Origin of the sequence: Halorientalis brevis, from assembly GCF_042678165.1 — an archaeon.
GTDB classification, from domain to species: Archaea; Halobacteriota; Halobacteria; order Halobacteriales; family Haloarculaceae; genus Halorientalis; species Halorientalis brevis.
Genome location: NZ_JBHUDJ010000006.1, coordinates 29,535 through 51,612 on the forward strand (window position 1 = coordinate 29,535; position 22,078 = coordinate 51,612).

Annotated in this window: 21 protein-coding genes; 11 read left to right on the forward strand and 10 right to left on the reverse strand. The window is 67.0% G+C overall.

The genetic code is table 11. The features are described 5' to 3' along the window. The first annotated feature begins 38 nt into the window (after positions 1-38). Entirely contained in the window at positions 39-1,328 is a 1,290-nt protein-coding gene (locus tag ACFR9U_RS11875) for a cbb3-type cytochrome c oxidase subunit I (protein ID WP_247380841.1), read from the forward strand. A gap of 90 nt (positions 1,329-1,418) precedes the next feature. Continuing rightward, the gene (locus ACFR9U_RS11880; protein WP_247380932.1) at positions 1,419-2,567 is read left to right on the forward strand and encodes an MBL fold metallo-hydrolase; all 1,149 of its coding nucleotides are present in this window, start codon (positions 1,419-1,421) and stop codon (positions 2,565-2,567) included. Positions 2,568-2,584: 17 nt separating this feature from the next. Here ACFR9U_RS11880 and ACFR9U_RS11885 read toward each other — a convergent pair whose 3' ends face one another. Both ACFR9U_RS11885 and ACFR9U_RS11890 read right to left on the reverse strand, forming a co-directional pair. After that, complete coding sequence (locus ACFR9U_RS11885; protein ID WP_247380838.1) at positions 2,585-2,806, reverse strand: hypothetical protein; 222 nt, start codon at positions 2,804-2,806, stop codon at positions 2,585-2,587. A gap of 109 nt (positions 2,807-2,915) precedes the next feature. After that, positions 2,916-3,806: an NAD(P)-dependent oxidoreductase gene (locus ACFR9U_RS11890; RefSeq protein WP_247380836.1), complete on the reverse strand. Its 891-nt coding sequence runs from the start codon at positions 3,804-3,806 to the stop codon at positions 2,916-2,918. Positions 3,807-3,918: 112 nt separating this feature from the next. On the opposite strand from ACFR9U_RS11890, the gene ACFR9U_RS11895 reads away from it, so the two are divergent. Beyond that, entirely contained in the window at positions 3,919-4,797 is an 879-nt protein-coding gene (locus tag ACFR9U_RS11895) for an EamA family transporter (protein ID WP_247380833.1), read from the forward strand. A gap of 25 nt (positions 4,798-4,822) precedes the next feature. Here ACFR9U_RS11895 and ACFR9U_RS11900 read toward each other — a convergent pair whose 3' ends face one another. After that, on the reverse strand, positions 4,823-5,725 hold the full coding sequence (locus tag ACFR9U_RS11900; protein ID WP_247380830.1) for a hypothetical protein: 903 nt from the start codon (positions 5,723-5,725) through the stop codon (positions 4,823-4,825). Between the two features lie 100 nt (positions 5,726-5,825). Between ACFR9U_RS11900 and ACFR9U_RS11905 the strand changes: the two genes are divergently transcribed. Further along, positions 5,826-6,221: a CopG family ribbon-helix-helix protein gene (locus tag ACFR9U_RS11905; protein ID WP_247380828.1), complete on the forward strand. Its 396-nt coding sequence runs from the start codon at positions 5,826-5,828 to the stop codon at positions 6,219-6,221. A 29-nt stretch (positions 6,222-6,250) separates the two neighbouring features. Here the strand turns inward: ACFR9U_RS11905 and ACFR9U_RS11910 are convergent, their stop codons facing one another. Together ACFR9U_RS11910 and ACFR9U_RS11915 are read right to left on the reverse strand one after the other, a co-directional pair. Continuing rightward, positions 6,251-7,099, reverse strand: a complete 849-nt coding sequence (locus ACFR9U_RS11910; RefSeq protein ID WP_247380826.1) for an ABC transporter permease subunit — start codon at positions 7,097-7,099, stop codon at positions 6,251-6,253. Further along, entirely contained in the window at positions 7,096-8,019 is a 924-nt protein-coding gene (locus ACFR9U_RS11915) for an ABC transporter ATP-binding protein (RefSeq protein ID WP_247380822.1), read from the reverse strand. The genes ACFR9U_RS11910 and ACFR9U_RS11915 overlap by 4 nt, the downstream gene beginning before the upstream one ends. A gap of 199 nt (positions 8,020-8,218) precedes the next feature. On the opposite strand from ACFR9U_RS11915, the gene ACFR9U_RS11920 reads away from it, so the two are divergent. Then, positions 8,219-9,250: an AIR synthase family protein gene (locus ACFR9U_RS11920; RefSeq protein WP_247380820.1), complete on the forward strand. Its 1,032-nt coding sequence runs from the start codon at positions 8,219-8,221 to the stop codon at positions 9,248-9,250. A 49-nt stretch (positions 9,251-9,299) separates the two neighbouring features. Here the strand turns inward: ACFR9U_RS11920 and ACFR9U_RS11925 are convergent, their stop codons facing one another. Continuing rightward, the gene (locus ACFR9U_RS11925) at positions 9,300-9,452 is read right to left on the reverse strand and encodes a hypothetical protein (RefSeq protein WP_247380818.1); all 153 of its coding nucleotides are present in this window, start codon (positions 9,450-9,452) and stop codon (positions 9,300-9,302) included. A gap of 216 nt (positions 9,453-9,668) precedes the next feature. Between ACFR9U_RS11925 and thiD the strand changes: the two genes are divergently transcribed. Next, a complete protein-coding gene (thiD, locus tag ACFR9U_RS11930; protein WP_247380815.1) occupies positions 9,669-11,039 on the forward strand; it encodes a bifunctional hydroxymethylpyrimidine kinase/phosphomethylpyrimidine kinase in 1,371 nt (456 codons plus the stop codon). A gap of 5 nt (positions 11,040-11,044) precedes the next feature. Here the strand turns inward: thiD and ACFR9U_RS11935 are convergent, their stop codons facing one another. Both ACFR9U_RS11935 and ACFR9U_RS11940 read right to left on the reverse strand, forming a co-directional pair. Continuing rightward, entirely contained in the window at positions 11,045-12,295 is a 1,251-nt protein-coding gene (locus ACFR9U_RS11935; protein WP_247380812.1) for an MgtC/SapB family protein, read from the reverse strand. A 134-nt stretch (positions 12,296-12,429) separates the two neighbouring features. Beyond that, complete coding sequence (locus tag ACFR9U_RS11940) at positions 12,430-13,920, reverse strand: CocE/NonD family hydrolase (protein WP_247380809.1); 1,491 nt, start codon at positions 13,918-13,920, stop codon at positions 12,430-12,432. A gap of 177 nt (positions 13,921-14,097) precedes the next feature. On the opposite strand from ACFR9U_RS11940, the gene mutS reads away from it, so the two are divergent. Then, positions 14,098-16,800: a DNA mismatch repair protein MutS gene (gene mutS, locus ACFR9U_RS11945; RefSeq protein ID WP_247380806.1), complete on the forward strand. Its 2,703-nt coding sequence runs from the start codon at positions 14,098-14,100 to the stop codon at positions 16,798-16,800. 1 nt (position 16,801) lies between these two features. Here mutS and ACFR9U_RS11950 read toward each other — a convergent pair whose 3' ends face one another. Then, a complete protein-coding gene (locus ACFR9U_RS11950) occupies positions 16,802-17,173 on the reverse strand; it encodes a hypothetical protein (protein WP_247380803.1) in 372 nt (123 codons plus the stop codon). Between the two features lie 135 nt (positions 17,174-17,308). Here ACFR9U_RS11950 and ACFR9U_RS11955 point away from each other — a divergent pair, with 135 nt between their 5' ends. Further along, a complete protein-coding gene (locus ACFR9U_RS11955; RefSeq protein WP_247380800.1) occupies positions 17,309-17,800 on the forward strand; it encodes a pyridoxamine 5'-phosphate oxidase family protein in 492 nt (163 codons plus the stop codon). Positions 17,801-17,862: 62 nt separating this feature from the next. Continuing rightward, positions 17,863-18,279, forward strand: a complete 417-nt coding sequence (locus ACFR9U_RS11960; protein WP_247380796.1) for an SRPBCC family protein — start codon at positions 17,863-17,865, stop codon at positions 18,277-18,279. A gap of 20 nt (positions 18,280-18,299) precedes the next feature. Here ACFR9U_RS11960 and ACFR9U_RS11965 read toward each other — a convergent pair whose 3' ends face one another. After that, positions 18,300-19,313 (reverse strand): lysylphosphatidylglycerol synthase transmembrane domain-containing protein, encoded by a 1,014-nt coding sequence (locus tag ACFR9U_RS11965; RefSeq protein ID WP_247380793.1) that lies wholly within the window; start codon positions 19,311-19,313, stop codon positions 18,300-18,302. Positions 19,314-19,436: 123 nt separating this feature from the next. Between ACFR9U_RS11965 and mutL the strand changes: the two genes are divergently transcribed. Both mutL and ACFR9U_RS11975 read left to right on the forward strand, forming a co-directional pair. Next, complete coding sequence (gene mutL, locus ACFR9U_RS11970) at positions 19,437-21,638, forward strand: DNA mismatch repair endonuclease MutL (protein WP_247380791.1); 2,202 nt, start codon at positions 19,437-19,439, stop codon at positions 21,636-21,638. A gap of 98 nt (positions 21,639-21,736) precedes the next feature. After that, positions 21,737-21,919: a hypothetical protein gene (locus tag ACFR9U_RS11975; protein ID WP_379814396.1), complete on the forward strand. Its 183-nt coding sequence runs from the start codon at positions 21,737-21,739 to the stop codon at positions 21,917-21,919. Positions 21,920-22,078 lie beyond the last annotated feature (159 nt).

Sequence of the window (22,078 nt, forward strand, 5' to 3'; positions counted from 1 at the left end):
CGAGCAGTGATCGACGTTCGGACCGTACGCGGACCACCATGGCAGCCACGAGCCGAAGCGGATTGCGGCTGACGCCCTTTCACGTCGCAGCGCTCGGTTTCTTCGGCGGCGGCCTCCTGCTGGCCGCCTACAACGGCCTCCAGGCCGTCGATCTGGTGTCCACAGTGAGCTGGATCGGCTGGAGTCACGTCCACTTCGTGACCGTCGGCGGGTTCACGCAACTGCTGTTCGGGATGCTCCCACAGTTCGCCGCACGCAAACTCGATCAGCCGGCCCCGGGTCGACGCGCCGTCCTGGGTCCCTTCGCTGGCCTGAACGGCGGATTCGCCGCGATCTGGTACGGCCGGGCGTTCGGCCGTCCGGCGTGGTTCGACCTCGGAACGATCCTCGTGTTCGTGACCGTGCTCGCAGTCCTCGGCAGTCTCCTGGCGATGGGGTGGCGAAGCGAGCGACGCTGGTGGCGCGACGTGACCGTCCGCACGTACGTCGCCGCGCTCACCGTGTTCCTGGCTGGGATCGTCTACGCGTTCGGCCTGTTCAGCCACCCCGTCGACGTGCCGGGTGGGTTGGACGGGCTGCGTGAAGCCCACGTTCACGCCAACGGCTGGGGCTTTCTCGGCCTGGCCGCCATCGCCACGCTGTACGACCTCTTCCCGCGCCTCGTCGACGCCGATCTCTACAGCGAACGCCTGCGGGCGTACTCGTCGTGGCTGTTCATCGCCGGCATCGTTCCCCTAATCACTGGCCCGTGGCTCGGGCTGGGACGAACAGTCACGGCGCCGGGCCTGGTGCTGTACGCCAGCGGCTTCCTCCTGTACGGCTACACGCTCGTCAAAACCTACCTCGCCGGAACTGGGTCGGGCGTCGCCCAGTCGGTACTCGCTGCGCAGGTCTGGGTGCTCGGCCCGGCCAGTTTCGCGCCGTTCATCCTCTTCGGCGTCCCGCTCGGCATCGAGTCGGCGTGGATCGAACAGGGCGCGCTCCACTTTTTCTTTCTCGGCTGGGCGCTCCCCATTGCGATGGCCGGGCTGCTCGTCACCGTCCGGACGTTGCCGTGCCTGCACGATGACGCGACTGAAGGCCAGGGAACGCTCTCGGACATGGTACCCCGGGACGGCACGCTCGACGTCCTCCCGACGTGGATGGTCGGCACCTGGAACGGCGCCGTGTTCCTGACGGGACTGGGCTTTTTCTTCCAGAACCAGCCGATTGCCACCCAGTTGTTCGGCGTCGGCTGGACAGTCATCCTGCTGATCTGGGGCTATCAACTCGGACAGATCATAGCCCAGCGACGACCAGGCCTCGCCTGGCTCCCGGGACTCGGCTGAGGGATACCGTAGCCCGTTACGGCCACCTGGTTGCAGCTTCCTCCGTTCGGAACGAACCCCAAAGAGCGTGGACGCCGAATGACGCACGGGATGATCGATCAACTCACCGCCGAGCAACTCGCCGCGAAACTGGACGCCGGGGAGCCGTTCACGCTGTTCGACACCCGACCGGCGGACAGCTACGACGCCTGGCACATCCACGGCGCCGAGAACGTTCCGTTCGGGCCCGGCGACGAACTCTCCGAGGACGACCTCGACCGCGTCCGCAGCAGGGCCGACGGCGGGCCGATCGTCACGATCTGCGGGAAGGGACTGACCTCGACCGGCTTCGGGTTCGCGCTCGAACAGCACGGCTTCGAGGACGTGGCCGTCGTCAAAGGCGGCATGCAGGACTGGAGCGAGGTGTACGAGGTCGTTCCAATCGAAACCAGTTCCGAGGACCTCGTGCTCGTCCAGCTCCAGCGCCGCGCGAAGGGCTGTCTGGGCTACGTCGTCGGCTCGGCCGAAACTGGCGAGGCGGCCGTCGTCGACGCGACCAGGCAGACGGACCAGTTCAAGATCGTCGCCGAGGAGGCCGGCCTCACGATCGAGCACGTCATCGACACGCACGTCCACGCCGACCACATCTCGGGCGGGCGCGACCTCGCGGACTCGCTCGGTGTGCCGTACCACCTCGGTGAGAAAGCCGCCGACCGGGACGTCGCCTACGAGTACGAACCGCTCGCCGACGGCGACGCGCTCGAACTCGGTGACGTGGAACTGAAAGCGTTCCACACCCCGGGCCACACCTCGGACGTAATGAACTACCGCGTGAACGACGAGGCGCTGCTGACGGCCGACACGCTGTTCGTCGAATCCGTCGGCCGCACGGAGTTGCAGTTCGGCGACGCCGACGCCGCGACGGGCGCGGAGTTGCTGTACGACTCGCTCCACGACACGATCCTCGACCTCCCCGACGACACGACGGTTCTGCCGGGCCACGTCTCAGTTTCGACCGACGGACGGTACGAGGTCGCCGCCCCGGGCGATCCGATCGCGGCGCGACTCGGCGACCTCCGGTCGGACCTCGACCTGCTGGGACTGGACAGGGAGGCGTTCGTCGAGCGACTCACCGACCAGACCCCGGAGAAGCCACCCAACTACGAGCGGATCATCGCCATCAACAAGGGGCTCGAAGCGCCCGCCGACGAGAGCGAGGCGACGGAACTCGAACTCGGGCCGAACAACTGCGCGGCCTGAGAGCCACACCGGATGGGTCAGTTCGCAGAGTTCGGCTCTCTGGCTCGGCGAAGCTTCCGTTCGACGTCGCGGCGTTCCGCCCTCGCGCCGACGGCACTGAGGGCGAACAACACGAGCGGGACGACCACTCCGGCCAGTCCGTAGTCCTTGGTTTTCAGCCACGGCACGACAGACACAGTCGAGACGAACCCAGCCAGCAGCAGCCAGCCGTTCGTCCGTTTCAGTAGGTCGAGTTTCATGGATAGACGTGTCAATCAGCCATTCGAAGCTCCATCACCGCTCCAGATAAATCCTGGCTTGTTCTGCCGAAAGAAACGAGAGAGCCCGACTTCGCTGGTCCCACGTCGTTCAGTCCGAGGAACCGACCGTCCGCCCGGTCACGGCTTCGAGGTGCTTGACGAGCGCCATCATGTCTTCCTCGCCGTGGCCGAGCGCCCGGGTCGCACTCGTGGCTTCACGGGTAGCACCGACCGCAGGGAGCGGCGTGCCGTCCTCTCCGGCGGCGTCGAGGACGAGGTTCAGGTCCTTGAACAGGAGATCGACGGGAAACTGCGGCGTGAAGTCTCGCTCGCTGACGACCGGTCCCTTGTAGTCGTACAGCGGCGCTCCGAGAACGCCGTTCTGGATCACGTCGAGCACCTCGTCCGTGTCGAGTCCCTGTCCCTCGGCGAAGGCCAGCGCCTCCGAGAACCCCTCCATCATCACCCCGAGCAGGAGGTTCGTCGTCAACTTCGTGCTCGTCCCCTCGCCGACGTCGCCGACGTGGCGCACGTCGCCGAACACCGAGAGCAGCGGCCGCACGTCCGCCAGCACGTCGTCGGACGCGCCAGCGAGGACGAGCAGTTCGCCCGCTTCGGCGGGGCCGACGGTTCCGAGCACCGGGGCGTCGACGAAGCGTCCACCCGTCCCTTCGACCGTGCTCGCGACCTCCTCGGTCGCCTCCCGCGAGACGGTGCTGGTGTTGACGACGGCCGTCCCTGGGTCGAGCCCCTCGATGACCCCCTCGTCGCCGGTGACGACCGCCCGGAGCGCGTCGGGGCCGGTGACCATCACGACGACGGCGTCGACTGCCGCCGCCAGGTCTGCGGGGGTGTCGTGGGTAGCGACGCCCTCAGCGGCGAACGGGGACATCGCGGCCGCCGTGCGGTTGTGGACGTGGAGGTCGTAGTCCGCGCCGTGAACGTTCCACGCCATCGGTTCACCCATCGCACCGAGACCGACGAAGCCGATTCGGTCCATACCCGCGATTACGGCCGCCCACAGTTTGTAAGCTCCCCTTCAGTCGACGGCCCGCGCCGGCCGAGATCGACGAACCGACAGCGAGACAAAGGGCACTCCCGAGCACTGAGTCGTGAACGAGGGACTGCTGTTGTCGGTCGCGGCGGCGCTGTGGCTGGGCTGTTACCTCGTCGTCGTCAAGCGATACTTCAGTCACTACCCGCCCGTCCTGTACGTCGCCCTGTCGAACACTACGAGCCTGGTGTGGTACCTCCCGGTCGTCCTGTTCACGGTGCCCGCCGACGAGCGGGTTCCCGCGTCACTGGACCTCGCTGGCGTCGCCGTGCTCGCAGGGACGGCCGTCTTCACCGGCGTCGCACTGCTCTCCTTTTACCACGCGCTGGCCATCGGCGACGTGTCGTACGTCGCGCCGCTGTCGAAGATCGTGCCCGTGTTCGTCCTGCCACTGGAGGTCGTCCTCCTGGACCAGCGGCTCTCGGCGCTGCAGATCGCGGGCGTCGTCGTCGCGACGCTGGCGGTGTACGTCGCCAACTACCGGACGGGGTCGCTGATCGGCCCGCTGCGTCGGATCGCGACGAACCGCGCGGCCGGCTTCGCGCTCCTGAGCGCGGCGACGTTCGGCGTCGTCGACGTGGGCAAGCGCGTGAGCATGCAGGAGCTGGCGGTGCCGCCGGAGACGTTCGTCGCAGTGATGCTCGTCACGGTCCTGCTGTTGGTCGCCCCGTTCGCGGTTCGCCATCGGGGAACGGTCGACGCGCGCGATGACGCCGTGAAGCTCCTGGCCGCCGGGCTCCTCGTGGCTGGCGGCCAGCACCTCATCGCGACGGCGTTCCAGACGCTGCCGGCCAGCGTCGTCTCGCCGGTCGTCAACACCCAGGCCGTCGTCGCAGTCGTGCTGGGAAGCCTGCTGCTCGACGAATCGCACTTCCGGACGCGACTGGCTGCGGCGGGGCTGGCGGTCGGCGGGATCGCGCTGATCACGCTCGGGTGAGCGGCAGAGACGGGTGCGCGCGGTCTCAGAACAGGCCAGTGATGAACCCCATGCCCATGAGTACGAGGACGGCCGCGGAGAACACCGGCAGGTAGGGCGTGTACTTCTCGACCTCGTCCTCGTAATGTTGATAGCCAGCGACCAGGGCCAGCGTCAGAGCGACGATACCCAGGACGACCGTGAGCGCGTAGACGCTCATCAGTTCGAGACACATGGTCGAGCCGGCGCACATGGCGATGATCTCGAACTCTTCCTCGTGGGCGAACCCGAGCACGAACGCGAACCACGCGATGCCGAGCAGGCCGCGGTCAGCTGCGTCATCTAGGGAGCCGTGCGCGTGCGAGTGGCTACCCACGAACGGGAGCAGCCCAGCGAGCCGAGCGAACAGCCCGGCATCGGCGTGGTCGTCGCTGGGGTGAGCGTGGGAGTGGCCGTGCGCTCCGTGGTCGTGCTGCGCGTGGGCCGGCGTCTCGTCGAGAGTCACGGTGGCACTGTCGTGGGCGTGTCCGCCGTCGAATTTGTCGACGGCTCCGGTGTGGCCGTGGTCATCGTGGCCGTGACCACCGTCGCCGTGGGAATGGCCGTGGCGGTACTCGCGAACCCCAAGCGCGATGAGCAGGACGCCAGCGACGAGACTGACGGGACCGCCGAGCTGGACGCCGCCGGCGACCGTGATCGGCTCGTTGACCTGGGTGAGCGAGAAGTACGATTTCGCGTAGAAGAACACGCCCACCATCGCGAGACTGCTGACGAGGTGGCCGACGCCGATGAGGAGGCTCGCTGCGAACCCGGAGACCCACTTGTTTGACTGGTCGAGTGCGTACGACGCGGCGACGGGCCAGCCGTGGCCGGGTTCGACCCCGTGGACGGCGCCGAGGACGACCGCGCCGATGAGCAGGCCGAGCGATTCCGCCTGGAACAACGCCATACCCGAAACACGGTGGATCGCACGTTTAGGGGTTGTTAATACCGGAACCGGGGTATCGTCATACCGAGGAGTCTTGTGGGAGCGACGCACACCACTCGGTATGCGGACGAGCTTCAACATTCCCGACGAGATCGTCGACGAGTTCGACCGGGTGTGGCAGGCCGAAGGCATGGAGAACCGGTCGCGAGCGGTCCGAGAGGCGATGCTGGAGTACATCGAGGTCCACACCCGGCTCGAAGACACGACGGGCGAAGTCGTTGCGCTCGTCGGCTTCGACTACCGTCACCACGACGTCATCAGAGACCTCCACACGGTCCAGCACGACTACCAGGACGTGATTCTGAACACGAGCCACACCCACCAGGGCGAGTGGTGTCTGGAGTCGCTGTTCTGTCGCGGCCCGGCCGAGCGCGTGCGCGAACTCACGTATCGGCTTCGTGACTTCGACGGCGTCCGGCGCGTGAAGCTCATGGTCATCCCCGACGACGACGAGTAGCGACCCGGGACCGACCACGAGGCTTGCAGTCAGGCGAGGTCGGCACGCTCGAATCGCCAGTACCCCAGCGCCAGCGGGACGAAGGCCCACGCGAGTAACACCGCGAGCCCGAACAGTTGGAGCCGAAGCTCACCGAGGTAGCCGATAGACGGATCACCCAGGCTGGCGACGAACTCGCGGCTGTGGACGAAGTTCTGGATCGGGTTGAGTCGCTGGACGTACGGATACCACGCCGGCCACGTGGTCGGATCGATCTGGCTGATGCTCGCGGTTGACGCGCTCCCTGTGAGCGCGAGTGCCGCGAGCGGAAGTGCGATTCCCTGCCAGAGTTGGAACGGCCCGAACAAGAGAAAGAGGCCGAGCATGCCCGCGATCGCCTGCAGTCGTGAAGTGACAGCCGCGGAGACACCGACGGTCACCGCAGCCCAGACCGCACCGTAGGCCATCACGTACAGAGCACTCACCACGAACAGTGCGATGGGGAGGGTACCGTACACTGCGACGACGGCGATGCCGAGCCCGAGCGTCGTGATCAGCAACACGAGCGCGACGAGTGCGGCGCGCCCCAGCACTTTTCCGGCGACGAGATCGCGACGCGTGACGGGATGGCCGAACAGGACTCTGAGACTGCCGGATTCACGTTCTCCGACGACGGACCGGTACGCGGCGATCATGGCGAGCGGTGCGACGTAGTTCTCGAACGCACCCGGGAGCCACTCGGCGGCGTCCACTGCGCCGTCGATGAACGGGGAGTGCAACAGGCTGTGAAAACTCGGAACGGTCACGACGAGCAACACCAGGGTGAGTCCCCACAGCAGTTTCGAGCGGGCGGCGTCTTCGAAGTCCTTCGCGGCGATTGCCAGGACTGGCAACGTCATTCATGCACCTCCGGCGCAGCGGTCTCGTCCGTGTACTCGACAAAGACGTCCTCCAGCGTCGTTTCGTCGACGTCGATGTCAGTGACAGTCGCGCCCGCACGTTCGATCCGCGAGATGACGGTCGCTTTGACGCCCGGATCATCGCAGTCGATCCGCAGTGTGTCGTCGACGACGGTCACGTCGCTGACGCCCTCGACTTCCTGCACGGGACCCACGTCCGGAGCGTTGTCGACGGACACCACGAGCGTGGACGTCGACCCGGTCGCCGATCGAAGTCCATCGACCGTGTCGACGGTGACGAGTTCAGCGTCGTTCATAATCCCGACGCGGTCACAGACGGCTTCGACCTGGTCGAGAATGTGGCTGGAGAAAAACACCGTCGCCCCGCGGTCAGCCTCCTCGCGGACCAACTGACGCATCTCTTTTGCCCCCTGCGGGTCGAGTCCACTGGAGGGCTCGTCGAGGACGAGGAGGTCGGGTTCACCGACGAGCGCCATCCCGAGCGCGAGTCGCTGTCGCATTCCCTTCGAGAAGCCACCGACCGATCGAGCCGCGCTGTCAGCGAGTCCGACGCGGCGCAGAACGGCGTCCGGATCGTCGTCGGTCGCCGCCAGTTCGATCGCGAGTTCGACGTGTCGACGGGCCGAGAGGCGATCGTAGAGGTCGTACCCCTCCGGGAGAATACCGATCCGCTCGCGAACCGCACGCGGTTCGGTGCGTGGATCGTGCCCAAGAACGGTGAGTTCACCACTGGTCGGCCGGACGAAATCCAGGAGCATGTCGATAGTGGTGGACTTCCCGGCACCGTTCGGCCCTAAAAACCCGAACACCTCGCCGTCGTCGACACGCAACGTGAGATCGCGGACCGCAGTGAAGCCGCCAAACCGTTTCGTCAGCTGTTCAGTCCGGATCGCAGTCATGTGGTGAGAGACGAAATCCGAGGACTAGAAACCAGGGTTGAGTGAAAGACTCGTTTGAGTCATGCGGTACCACACGGGAGCGGCGCAAACCGAGCGAGCACAGACGGGCACGCGCGTCGAGATCCCCACAGAGTTGCCGTGGCGATCCTCAAACTCGACAGCGGTACGTCTAAGTGCAACTCGCAGGTACCACTCGGTCATGAGCGAACTCGGGAAGGTCGACAGGGAGTTTTTCGACGAGTACATTTACCCGCACCTCGGCGCCGACCGGGACGACGTCACGCTCGGGCCGCAACACGGCGTGGACTTCGGGGCGATCGAGGTCGCCGACAGAGCCGTCGTCATGGCGACCGATCCCGTGTTCGTCATGCCCTCGCTCGGGTTCGAGCGGGCGGCGTGGTTCGCCTTCCACATTCTCATGAGTGACGTGGCAGTCTCGGGACTGCCGCCGACGCACCTGTCGGTCGACTTCAACCTCCCGCCGGAGATCACTGACGCGGAGTTCGAGACGGTCTGGGAGACCTTCGACGAGGAGGCCCGAGACCTCGGCGTCTCCATCGTGACGGGTCACACCGCCCGCTACGCCGGCTGTAACTACCCGATGGTCGGCGGCGCGACCCCCATCGCAGTCGGCGATCCCGACGAGCTGGTCCGCCCAGACGGCGCACGCGTGGGCGACCGCGTCGTCGTCACGAAGGGGCCGGCCATCGAGGCGACTGGGCTGCTCTCGATCCAGTACGAATCGTTGCTGGAGGGCGAACTCGACCCTGAGACGATCCAGAACGCGAAAGACCGGTTCTACGACATGAGTCCCGTCAAAGACGCGCTCACGGCGGCGGCCGCGGGACCGGTGACGGCGATGCACGACGCCACGGAGTGTGGCATCTACGGCGGCCTCTTCGAGATGGGACGGGCCGCAGGCGTCCGGATCGACATCGAGACCGACCGGGTCCCGGTCCAGCCGGGCGTGATAGAAGCCTGCGAGTTCTTCGGCATCGACCCCTGGATCTCGATCAGCGAGGGAACGCTCCTGCTGACGGTCGATCCGGACGGGGTCGACGACGTGCTCGGTGCGCTTGCCGACGAGGGCATTCCCGCCGCGGACGTGGGCGAGGTCCGCGACGGCTCGGGACTCGTCGTCGACGGCGAGAACACCGACCATCCGGGCGCGGACCCGTTCTGGGCCGCGATGGAAGAGTACGCCGAGAAACTGGAATCGGCGGACGAATAGCGAGATCGTCGTGTCCGTCAGAACGGCTGAACCGATAGATCGACCGCAGTCAGCGCCAGTCCTGGACCTCGGTCACGGTGTCTGATTGAAACCACGACGTCGGGTCGCCCCGGTTATAGATGACGAGGTCGCCGTCGGCGGTTTCGAAGCTTGCAAACGATCCGTGCTGTTCGAGGTCTGAATCGACAGTCTGTTCTTCCATGGTCTTTCGTGCGCGGTGACGGGCAGCGCCGCCGAACCGCAGCTACTCGATTGGGAACGGTTCACAAACATAAGCGTTGCGTTGAATGTAGTCTAGAAATTGATTAGCATACTAGGCGATATTAGGGCACGTTGTTCCCCGCGGAATCGCCGGCAGACGCGGCGAATGCGGGGCGTATCGCCACCATCTTAGTTACTGCCCGCCCAGATAGCGGGTATGACCACACGCCAGGCTGCACCCGACCGACCGCCGGTTGCACTGACCATCGCTGGCAGCGACTCCGGCGGTGGCGCGGGCATTCAGGCCGACCTGAAGACGATGGAGGCCTGCGGCGCGTTCGGCACCAGCGCGGTCACGAGCGTCACCGCACAGAACACCCGGGGCGTCGAGAGTTCGCACCGCTTGCCTACGTCGGAAATCGCGGCGCAGATCGAGGCCGTCCTCGACGACTTCGACGTTCGCGCGGCCAAGACTGGGATGCTCGCGACGAGCGACGTGATCGACCTCGTCGGGGAGTACACCGGCCACCTGCCGGCCCTCGTCGTGGACCCGGTGATGGTCGCCGCGTCGGGCGACCGGCTGCTCGAACCGGACGCCGAGGACGCCTACGAGGACCTCGTCGCCGCGGCGACGCTCGTGACGCCCAATGCCGACGAGGCGGCCGTTCTGACCGGCGTCGAGCCCGAGGACGAGGCCGACTGCCGAGCAGCGGGTGAGCGACTGGTCGAGATGGGCGCCGACGCCGCGCTCGTCAAGGGCGGGCACGTCCCGGGCGAGGCCGTCGTGGACGTGCTCGTCACCGAGGAGACCGTCGAGACGTTCAGACACCCGCGCGTCGACACCGACGCCACGCACGGGTCGGGCTGTACGCTCTCCAGCGCCATCACCGCACACCTCGCACGGGGTGCGGACCTGACGGAGGCCGTCTCGTCGGGCATCGACCTGCTGGCCCGCGGCGTCCGTTACCCGCTCGACGTCGGCGAGGGACCCGGCAGCGTCCACCACATGGTCGAAGTCCGCAACGACGCCGCGAGAGACCCTACGGGGGAGGCCGTCGAAAGCGTCGTCGAGCAGTTCGTCGACCGCGACGTGCGCCGCCTCGTTCCCGAAGTCGGCATGAACGTCGTGGCCGCGACGCCCTACGCGGAAATGCCCGAAGAGACCGCTGCCGTCGAGGGCAGAATCACGAAGACGCTCTCGGGCGTCAAGCCGAACCGGGGCGTGCGGTTCGGGGCGTCGAGTCACGTCGCGCGCTTTTTGCTCTCGACCCGGGAGTTCGACGGCGACCTGCGCTTTGCGGTCAACTGCCGGTTCGACGACGAGGTGGAAGACGCACTCGGCGTCCTCGACGGTCCCGTCGCGGAGTACGATCGAAGTGCCGAACCGGCGGACGTGAAAGCCGAGGAAGGCTCGACGATGCAGTGGGGCGCACGCCGAGCGTTCCGGGCGGCCGACGGGACGCCCGTGGCCGTCATCGACCGGGGAGAGGTGGGCAAAGAAGCCATCGTGAAATTGCTGGCAGCGGACGCCGAGACGCTGACAGAGCGCGTCTTCAGCGTGCTCGACGAACTGGAATCGGACGAGTAGAGCCGTCAGACCATCACGACGACGAGTCCGGCCAGCGCTGCGACGCCCAGCACTGCGGTGACGCGCCGGCCGAGGCGGCGAGTCCCGAGAACCCAGGTGAGGCCGGCCTTGACGAGCGTGTTCGCGATAGCCGCGATGACGATGCCGGTCGTCGCCACGTCCGGCGAGACCGATCCTTCGGCGGCGAGTTTGCTGAGAGAGAGGGTCATGGCGTCGACGTCGGCCAGTCCGGAGAGGAACGCAGTCACGTAGATGCCCCGGCTCCCGAACCAGGCGTTCGCGTACTCCGAGACCAGCAGCACAGCGGCGAACAGGGCACCGAAAAAGAGCGCCGACCGGAGCCGGAAGGGATTGGTCATCTCGGTGTCGATCGCCTCGCTTTCGTCGGAATACCAGTAGAGCGCGACAGTGGCCACCGCGGCGACGACAGTCATCACGAGCATCGGGACCGCGGCGTGGGGGAGCAAGGCGGGATTGACCACGGCGACTTCGACGAGCGCCCGCGGGAACATGACGGTCGCGGCGATGACGGCTGCGACGCCGGCCACCCTGTACAGCGACGGGTTCTCGGCCGTCCGCTCGGCCATCGACACCGTCGTCGCCGTCGAGGAGACGAACCCGCCGAGGACGCCCGTGAGGATGATGCCGCGTTCGGTGCCGATCGCCAGCGTCAGGAGGTAGGCGACGAAGCCGAGTCCGGAGACGAACACGACCATCAGCCAGACGAACTGTGGGTTGAGTCCGCCGATGACGGCAAGTTCTCGGTTCGGGAGCACCGGCAAGACGACCAGCGTCACGAGGATGAGCTTCGCGACGGCGCGACGTTCCCGTTCGTCGATGCGGTCGGCCACTGCGTGGATGGGGTCTTTCGCAGAGAGCAGAACGGTCATCACACCCCCGACGACGACGGCGACGAGGAGTCCCTGCTCGGAGTGCATCGTCAGCGCACCGAGGAGGGTCGTCACCAGCGCCGCCATCACCGTCGTCAGCCCGACGTCGCCGACGGTCGCGATCTTGGCCACGTAGGCGACGGTGAGAGGGACTGCGAGCACAGCGAGCGCGACCGGGAGCAAATCGGGGAAGAAGGCCTGCACCACCGCCCCGTAGAGCCCGAACAGCGGGAACGTGCGACTGCCCGCAAAGGTGCCCGCGGACTCGCTCTGCTCGCGCTCCATCCCGACGAGGCCGCCGATCCCGAGCGCGACGAGCAGTCGGACCACGAGCGACAGCGTCGATCCCGAAAGCGACTCGAACATCTCTCAACTGGCTACTCGAAGCCGGTACGGGTCAATGTTCGGGGTGTGGACGGTGGACACGGAAGTCACAGGCGGCGCGGCGGTCCCGGCCGAAGCCGGGACTCCGCCGGTCCAGAGCAGGACAGACGGCGGCTCTACCGCTGTGGCAGCAGCACGCGCGATTCGCTCGCGCGCACGGTCACGCCGTCGGAGTCCCGCGAGTCGAGATAGAAGGGGTTCGAGACGCTGATCTGCAGGCCGAGTTCGTCGCCCTTCGAACAGAACCGCTGGAGCGTCGGGTAGCTGAACCTGATGCGGTTGGTTCCGGAATTGCCGATGCGGTACACTTCGCCCACGTCGTTGATGTTCTCGCCGTCGTGCTGAAGATTGAAGAACAGGCGCGCCTCGTCGCCGTGGACGTCGAACGAGAGGTCGAGTTCGGGGGTACCGACGACCTCGACGTCCTCGCCGACAGTCCAGGTGTACGTGACCTCGGTGTCGTGCCACCAGCTCCACTGCTCGATGGTTGCCTCGCCGTCCCTGCTCGCGGCGCCGAGGTCGTAGGCCCGTTTCGAGACGTCGGTGGGCGGCCACTCGGAATCAGTCCGCCACTCGTCGCGCTGTTTGAGGTAGCTCGTCGTCCGGGGCACCTCCGCGTCGGTGCCGCGGACGTGCTGGTCCATCCACGAGACCGCGAGGCCGTTCATGTGCTCGCGGGCGTCGAGCGGCACCGCGATTTCCTCGACGGCGTGGCCGCCCTCGTAGAAAGCCAGCCGCGTGTCGACGCCGGCGTCCTGCAGCTGTCTGTAGGTCCACAGCGCTTCGTTGGGCTTGAACAGCGTGTCGTCCCAGCCCTGGACGAGGAACGCCGGCGTGTCGAAGTCGTCTTTGGAGGCCACCGAGCGGTTCCGGAACGCCTGTTCGGCGTCGGCCGGAATCTCGTTGTTCCACACGGCGTCTTTGTACCACTCGTAGAGCCGGTCGGTGACCTGCGAATCGGTATCGCCGTCGGCCGTTCCGATAGTGCCCAGGCCGAGCAGGATGGTGAGCCAGCCGCTCTTGATGACGCCGTTCGGGGCCAGCGAGTAGGTGAGATCGTTCCAGGTGATCCGCGGCACGATGGCGTCGATGCGGTCGTCGGCTGCCGCGGCCTGGAACTGGATGCCGCCGGCGTACGAGACGCCGTCCATGCCGAGTTTCGGATTTCCAGTTCCCTCGAGGGCGACTTCCGGCCGCTTCGCCAGCCAGTCGATCAGCGCCTGGGCGTCTTTGGTCTCACGCGGGCCGTCGAGGCCCACGGTACCGTCGGAATTCCCGAATCCTCGCGAGTCGTACGTCAGCACCGTGTAGCCGTTCTTGGCGTAGGTGAGCGCCTTCGGAGCTGTGAGCGGCGACTGTCTGAACGCGCCCCAGCCGTGGGTCATCAGCACTGTCGGACGTGGCCCGCTCCCGCCGGGCACGTACAGCGTCGCCGCCAGCTCCGTGCCGTCCCAGGAACTGATCGTGTGGTCCGACGTCGACACGCCGAACCCCGACGCCGAGGCCGTCCCGGTTCCGAGCGCGAGTCCCGTCGCGGCGACCCCCGCCGACCGCAGTAGCTGTCGTCTGTTGACACCGCTCCCATCCCCATCGGTTTCGCGTACCATTGAACTCCCCAACGTTTGCAGTGTGCAGCCACTCGCCCCTATTTTAATTGCCGCGCATCCACGGAAATTTATATGATGGTCCGAGATCGGACGTGACCCGAGGGAGACTCCCGGCGTCGCACCCGTCGGCGGTGACGACCCGTAGCGTTTTACCCCTTGTCGGGCACACCCGAAGGTATGACAGAGGCGACGGGCATCGTGGGGGAGTTTCTCTCCCTGAAGGCCGAGACGGACGCGGACGTGTTGGCGATGCAGTGTGGGGACTTCTACGAGTTCTTCGACGAGGACGCCGAACTGGTCGCCGAGGAACTCGACCTGACGATCTCCCAGAAGTCGAGCCACGGCTCGTCGTACCCGATGGCGGGCGTTCCGCTCGACGACCTGACGCCGTATCTGAAGGCGCTCGTCGAGCGCGGCTACCGCGTGGCCGTCGCCGACCAGTACGAGACAGCCGACGGGCACGCACGCGAGATCACGCGGATCGTCACGCCCGGCACGCTCGTCGAAACGGGGGCCGACGACGCGCAGTACCTCGCAGCCGTCGTCAGCGATGGCAGCGGGAGCGACGAGCGCTACGGCGTCGCCTTCGCCGACGTGACGACCGGCCAGTTCTTCGTCTCCGGCCTGGACGGCGCGGACGCGACGGCCGAACTCGTGACGGAACTCTATAAATTCGATCCCGTCGAGGTGCTGCCCGGCCCGACCGTCCGCACCGACGACGTCCTGCTCGACCGCATCCGCGAGCGAACGGACGCGACGCTGACCTTACACGCCGCCGACGCGTTCGCGCCCGGCAGAGCCCGCCACACCGTCCGCGAGCAGTTCGGCGAGGAGACCGTCGACGCGGTCGGCATCGCCGACGACGAGGGAGCGATTCGGGCGGCCGGCGCAGTGCTCTCCTACGTCGAAGAGACCGGGCAGGGGGCGCTGGCAGCCGTGACCCGCCTGCAGCAGTACGGCTCGGGCGACCACGTCGATCTGGACGCGACGACCCAGCGCAACCTCGAACTCACCGAGACGATGCACGGCGGCACGGACGGCTCGCTGTTCGCGACCATCGACCACACCGTCACGAGCGCGGGCGGCCGCCTGCTCAAGGAGTGGCTCCAGCGCCCGCGACGATCGCGGACGGAACTGGAACGCCGGCAGTCGGCGGTCGCAGCGCTGACCGAGGCGGCGATGGCCCGCGAGGAACTCCGCGAGATTCTGGACGGGGGCTACGACCTGGAACGGCTCGCGAGTCGAGCGGCCTCGGGGAGCGCCGACGCGGGCGATCTCCTCCGTGTGCAGGGCACGCTGGACCTGTTGCCCCAGGCCGCAGACCTCGTCGCCGAGACGCCGCGGCTGGCCGACTCGCCGCTGGCGTCGGTGATCGAACAGCCGGACCGCGAGACGGGCGCGTCGCTCGCGGCCGAACTGGACGAGGCGCTGGTCGAGGACCCGCCGTCGACGGTCACGCAGGGCGGCCTGTTCCGGCTGGGGTACGACGAGGAACTGGACGAGTTGATCGAGCGCCACGAGGCGGCAAAGGAGTGGATCGCCACGCTGGACGACCGCGAGAAACGCGAGCACGGCATCACGCACCTCCAGGTCGACCGGAACAAGACGGACGGCTACTACATCCAGGTCGGCAAAAGCGAGACCGACAAAGTTCCCGACGAGTACGAACCCATCAAGACGCTCAAGAACTCCGAACGGTACACGATTCCCGAACTGGAAGAGCGCGAACGCGAAATCCTCCGGCTGGAAGAACAGCGCGGCGACTTAGAGTACGAACTGTTCGGAGAGCTGCGCGAACGGGTGGCTGCCCACGCGGAACTGCTTCAGGACGTGGGGCGGGCGCTGGCCGAACTCGACGCGCTGGCGAGTCTGGCCGCCCACGCCGTCCGCAACGACTGGGCCCGGCCGGAGCTGGCCGAGTCGCGCGAACTCGACGTCCGGCAGGGGCGTCACCCAGTCGTCGAACAGACCACGGAGTTCGTCCCGAACGACCTCCGGATGGACGACGATCGACGCTTCCTCATCGTCACGGGGCCGAACATGAGCGGGAAATCGACCTACATGCGCCAGGCGGCGCTCATCACGCTGCTGGCGCAGGTCGGGAGTTTCGTGCCCGCCGACGCGGCCCGGGTGGGGCTGGTCGACGGCATCTACACGCGCGTGGGTGCGCTCGACGAACTCGCCCAGGGTCGCTCGACGTTCATGGTCGAGATGCAGGAGCTCTCGAACATCCTCCACTCGGCCAGCGACGACTCGCTCGTGATCTTGGACGAGGTGGGCCGCGGGACCGCGACGTACGACGGCATCTCGATCGCGTGGGCCGCCACGGAGTACATCGTGAACGAGATCCGGTCCCGGACGCTGTTCGCGACGCATTACCACGAGTTGACGACGCTCGGCGATGAACTCCCGTCCGTCGAGAACGTCCACGTCGCTGCCGACGAGACGGACGGCGACGTGACCTTCCTCAGGACGGTGCGAGACGGGCCGACCGACCGGTCTTACGGCGTCCACGTCGCCGACCTGGCCGGCGTCCCGGAGCCGGTCGTCGACCGCTCGCGCGACGTCCTCGACCGGCTGCGCGAAGACGAAGCCATCGAGGTACGCGGGAGCGGGGGCAGCGAGGGCGGCGACACGACGCAGGTCGTGTTCGACCTCGATTCCGGCCAGTTCAAAGGCGACGAGCAGACGAGCGGCGAGACGCGCGTCGCGACCGACGGCAGTCCGAATCAGGCCACGTCCGAGGACGACGATCCCCGGCTCGATCCGGCGACCGAAGCAGTGCTCGACGAGTTACGCGACGTCGACGTCAACGAGACGCCACCGGTCGAGTTGCTGGCGAAAGTGCAGGAGTGGCAGGCGGAACTCGACGGCGAGTGAGTTAGCGGGGCGGCGCCACGACCACGGCCTCGTCTGCCACGTCGAGGTGGGCGGCCGCCGTCTCGGTGTGGGCCACGCGGGCCATCGACCGCCGCACGCAGTCCCCGAGATCCATCGCGTCGAGCACGGTCTCGAGAACGTCCGGCCCGAGGTAGACGACGGCCTCACCGCGCTCGGTCGTGATCCGCTCGGTCCGGTCGGCGCGCTCTGCGAGGGTATCGCGAATCGCCATCGCCTGTTCGTGCACGGCCGTGAGCAGCGAGTCGATGTCGTTGGCAGTGAGTGCGCACGGGTGTGACGTGTCCTGCTTGCGCACGCGAGCCGTCTCCGCGTGCTCTCGCGGCACAGGATGGGTCTGGGCGGTATTGCTCATACTGCGACACTTGCCGGTCGGTCGTTTAGTTCGACCGATCTGCGACGGGCAGGGAGCGGAAAACCGTACGCAGACTGTCGTCTCGCTGTGCTGACGCACGAGCGATTAATGAGGCCACTTGTGGGTCTAGGAACTATGTCCCTCGACGAGCTCCGGGAGTATGGGATGGAGTGGATGGACGACGGCGAGATCAAGAACTTCCTGTCGAGCCAGGGCGTGGGCGTGCTGGGCCTCCAGGCCGAAGAGGGGCCGTATCTCCTCCCGCTTTCGTACGGGTACGACGGCGAGTCGCGACTCTACTTCACCTACGTGATCGGGTCCAGCAGCCGCAAGCAGTCGCTGACGGCCGAGACGGAGACCGCTCGCTTCCTCGTGTACAAGGCCGAATCGATGTTCAGCTGGGAGAGCGTGCTGCTGAAAGGCTCGATCGAGGCCGTCCCGATGGACCAACTGGACGACCACGAAGCCGCCATGGAGAACGCCTGGCGACCCGACCTGTTCGTCTCCGGAGAGACCTCCGGCGGCGTCGAAGTGTATCAGTTCGAGATCGACGAACAGGTCGGCATCAAACACACCGGCCTGCCGCCGGGGTTCCGGCGCGAGTCCGACGAGACCGAGGCGGACTGACGTGCGGCCACCAGCTGATTAGTAGCAGGTGAATATATACGAGCCGAGCGACCAGGACGCGTATGGAGACGGTTTCGCTCTCGCGGTCGCTCGCAGCGCCGCCCGACGCCGTCCGGGCGGAGGTCCTGGACGTCGAACCGTTCATGCGCGCGGCCGGCTTCAGCACGGTCGAACGCGACGGGGAGGAACTGACGATCGGGAAGGGGTTCGCGATGGCCAGCATCGAACTGGAGCTGCGACTCCTCGACGACGCGGACGCGGTCCTGGCCTACGAGCAGCGCGACGGTATCTTCGAGGAGATGTGGACCGGATACACCATCGAACCGACCGACGACGGCTGTGAGATCACGGCGACCACGGAGTTCGCGCTCGACGTCGGAGGCGTGGGGGCGATCCTCGACGGGACGGTCATCAGGCGCCAGCGGACGAAGGAACTGACCGCCCAGTTCGACTACCTGGCAGCCGAGACCGGCGAGTGAGCCCACACCGACAGCGTCCATCAGTACGAGTACACCTCGTAGAAGGCGGCGAGTCCGCCGACGCCGAGGACGTACCAGTAGCTCGCCACGCGGTAGAGCAGCGCGATGGCCGCGGCGGACCCGGCGCTGAGCGGCGTGAGCGCGACGAGTAACCCGACGAGAGCGACCTCCACGCCGCCGAGGCCGCCGGGCGTCGGCACGAGGCCGGCGACGGTGCTGGCGGTCACGACGAACATGACGACCAGCGGGTCGAGCGTGACGCCGACCGTCAGGCCGGCGAGATACAGCGGGATCGTGAACAGGACCCAGCCGGTGACGCCGAGCGCGAGCGTGTAGCCGAGCAGACGCGGTTCGTCGGCGATCCGGTCCATCTCTTCGTAGAAGCCGTGAATCTCCTCGCGGACGGTCGCGACGTCGACGAAGGGTGTCCGTTCGAGCACCGGCGTGAGGAGAGCGACGAGCGAGTACGTGACGGTCGTTCGATAGCGCCAGGCGAGGTAGCCGCCGCTCCCGACGACGACCGCGACGCCACCGAGCGCACCCGCGAGCAGGTCCGCACGACGGGGGAGGCCGCCGCGGAATGCGAGGCCGAGACCACCGACGACGGCGAACAGGAAGTACGGGACCAGGTTGAGCAGGTCGGCGGTCGTCAGCGTCGCCAGGCTCTCGTGGTAGCTGATCCGATCGTCCGTCGAGAGGAGGTACGCGATCAGCGGCCCGCCGCCGGCCTTCCCCATCGGCGTCACGTAGTCGGCGAAGGTGCCGGCGAAGTACGTGACGACGAGCGACGGGAACGGAATGTCGACGTCGATCACGCAGAGCACTTCGTCCCACGCTTTCGCCCAGGCGGCGAGTCCGAGGGTGGTCGAGGCGAGCGCGAGCCCGAACCACCGGGGGTCAGCCGCCCTGAGCGTGCGAGCGATCGCGGCCCAGCCGACGACGGTCCCGAACAGGTACAGGAGCACCAGCGCGATGGCGAACCCGGCGCCGACCTTCGCGACCGTCCCGCCGTTGAACGCGTTCTGGGTGGCCATGCGGGTCGTCCATGGTACGACGTGAACGTCCTTCAACCCGGTCCCGGTCGGGGCGCCGGTCTGACGGCGAGTGGATGCCACCAACCACAGCACGTTTTTGCCCCTGGGGACGTTCGAGCAGGTATGAGCGAGGGGTCCATCCGGGAACTCGATCCGAAGACGGTCGAGCGCATCGCGGCCGGCGAGGTGGTCGAGCGACCGGCGTCGGTCGTCAAGGAACTCGTCGAGAACAGCCTCGACGCCGACGCCAGCCGCGTCGAGGTCGCCGTCCAGCGCGGCGGCAAAGACGGCATCCGCGTCACCGACGACGGGATCGGCATGAGCGAGGACGAGGTCCGCCGCGCGGTCGAGAAACACACGACCTCGAAGATCCGCGACATCGAGGACCTGGAATCCGGCGTCGCCACGCTCGGGTTCCGCGGCGAGGCCCTACACGCCATCGGCGCGGTCTCGCGCCTGACCATCAAGACCAGACCTCGCGGGGGAGACACGGGCACGGAACTCCGCGTCGAGGGCGGCGACGTGGCCGAAGTCAAACCGGCCGGTTGTCCCGAGGGGACCACTATCGAAGTCGAGGACCTGTTCTACAACGTCCCCGCGCGCCGGAAGTACCTCAAACAGGACGGGACGGAGTTCGCCCACGTCAACGACGTGGTGACCAGTTACGCGCTGGCGAACCCGGACGTCCGGGTCTCACTGACCCACGACGACCGGGAGACGTTCGCCACGACCGGCCAGGGCGACCTCCAGAGCACGGTGATGTCAGTCTACGGTCGCGAAGTCGCCAAAGGGATGGTCGAGGTCGATCCCGACGAGTCGGACGAGAACGACTCGAACCTGCCAGACGGCCCGCTCGAATCGGTGTCGGGGCTCGTCAGTCATCCCGAGACGACCCGCGCGAGCAACGACTACGTGACGACCTACGTCAACGGTCGGTACGTCCGCTCGGGGACAGTTCGGGACGCCATCGTCGACGCCTACGGCAACCAACTGGCGCCCGATCGCTATCCCTTCGCCGTGTTCTTCCTGGAGCTTCCCGCCGACACCGTGGACGTGAACGTCCACCCGCGCAAGATGGAGGTCCGCTTCGCCGACAGCGACGGCGTCCGGGAACAGGTCCAGACGGCCGTCGAAGAGGCGCTCCTCCGCGAGGGGATCGTCCGCTCGTCGGCGCCCCGCGGTCGGTCCGCGCCGGCACAGGCCGAGATCGTGCCGGAACGCAGTGACGACGCCGAGGGCGATGCCGAGACCGCGGGGACGGCGGGGACGGCGGACGCACCCGAGGCGGACCGACCCGACGAGCCGACCGACGCGGCCAGCACAGAGCCGGCACCGACGGACCCGCCCACCAGACAGCAGGACCCGATCGGCCCCGACGACATCCGGGAGACGAGCGGCGTCAGCGCGGCGAACGGTGGCGATGTCGCCGACCCTGCAGAGGCCAGCAGTGGAGAGACCGAAGTCTCGGACGCGAGCCCCCAGGCCGACCCCGGTGTCGAAGAACGAGCGGACGGATCGGCAGTCGACCGGCCGTCGACCAGCCCACCATCGACTGACGGGCCGGCGTCGCAGAGCTCCGATACGCGACAGTCCGAGGCCGCCGAGTCCAGCGGTACCGAGAGTTCCCACGAGCAGGCCGGTCGCTTCCGACCGGGGTCAGCACAGACGCGCCTGGGCACCGACGACCAGGCGGCGGTGGGCGGAGACACCGAGGCGTTCGATCGACTCCCGGCAATGCGAGTGCTCGGGCAGATACACGATACGTACGTGGTTGCCGAAACGGACGACGGGGTGGTGTTGATCGACCAGCACGCGGCCGACGAACGGGTCAACTACGAGCGGTTGCGCGAGCGCTTCGCCGGCGAGACGGCGACCCAGGCGCTGGCGAACCCGGTCGACCTCTCCGTGACTGCTCGGGAAGCCGAGCTGTTCACCGAGTACGAGGACGCGCTCGCGCGCCTGGGGTTCCAGGCCGAGCGCGTGGACGACCGGACGGTCGAGGTCCGGACGGTGCCGGACCTCGTGGCCGAGGCGGCTGGTCCGGAACTCGTCCGGGAAGTCCTTTCGGCGTTCGTCACGGGCGAGGCGGCGGCCGCCGAGACGGTCGACGCCGTGGCCGACGAACTGATCTCGGACCTGGCCTGTTACCCCTCGATCACGGGCAACACGTCGCTCACCGAGGGGTCGGTGCTCGCGCTGCTGGAGGCGCTCGACGACTGCGAGAACCCCTGGGCCTGTCCCCACGGCCGCCCCGTGCTCATCGAACTCGACCGCGAGGAGATCGAGTCGCGGTTCGAGCGCGATTACCCCGGGCACGGCGGGTAAGACGGTACGCAGCACCGGATTCCGTCAGTATAGGCCTGGTCGTGGCGCGCAAAATACTATTCAAAGACAACAAATCCACAGAGGTTTTGCTGTAAAGCATGGTCGCTGAATTGGTCCTCAGTTTTGCGCTCGGATTCGTCGTCCTCGTCGCAGCCTCGTACGTTGGAACGACAATGGCACTCAGAGGGTTCTTTGGACGAGAGTATTACAACCCAGAGAACCGACAGTTCACCATCTCAACCACCGACGGCCCCAGAGAGACAGGTGACGAGAATCAGTGACGACACTCAACTAACCACCAGCATCCGCGCGACCGCAGGGAGCGCGGTTCCCGGAACTCGCGCCGTGGCGCGAGTTCCGCCTTTTTCGCCCACGTCCGCAAGAGTGGAGTTCTTGCGAGGCCCACCAGAAATCTTCAATTTCTGGGGACGTTTTTCGAG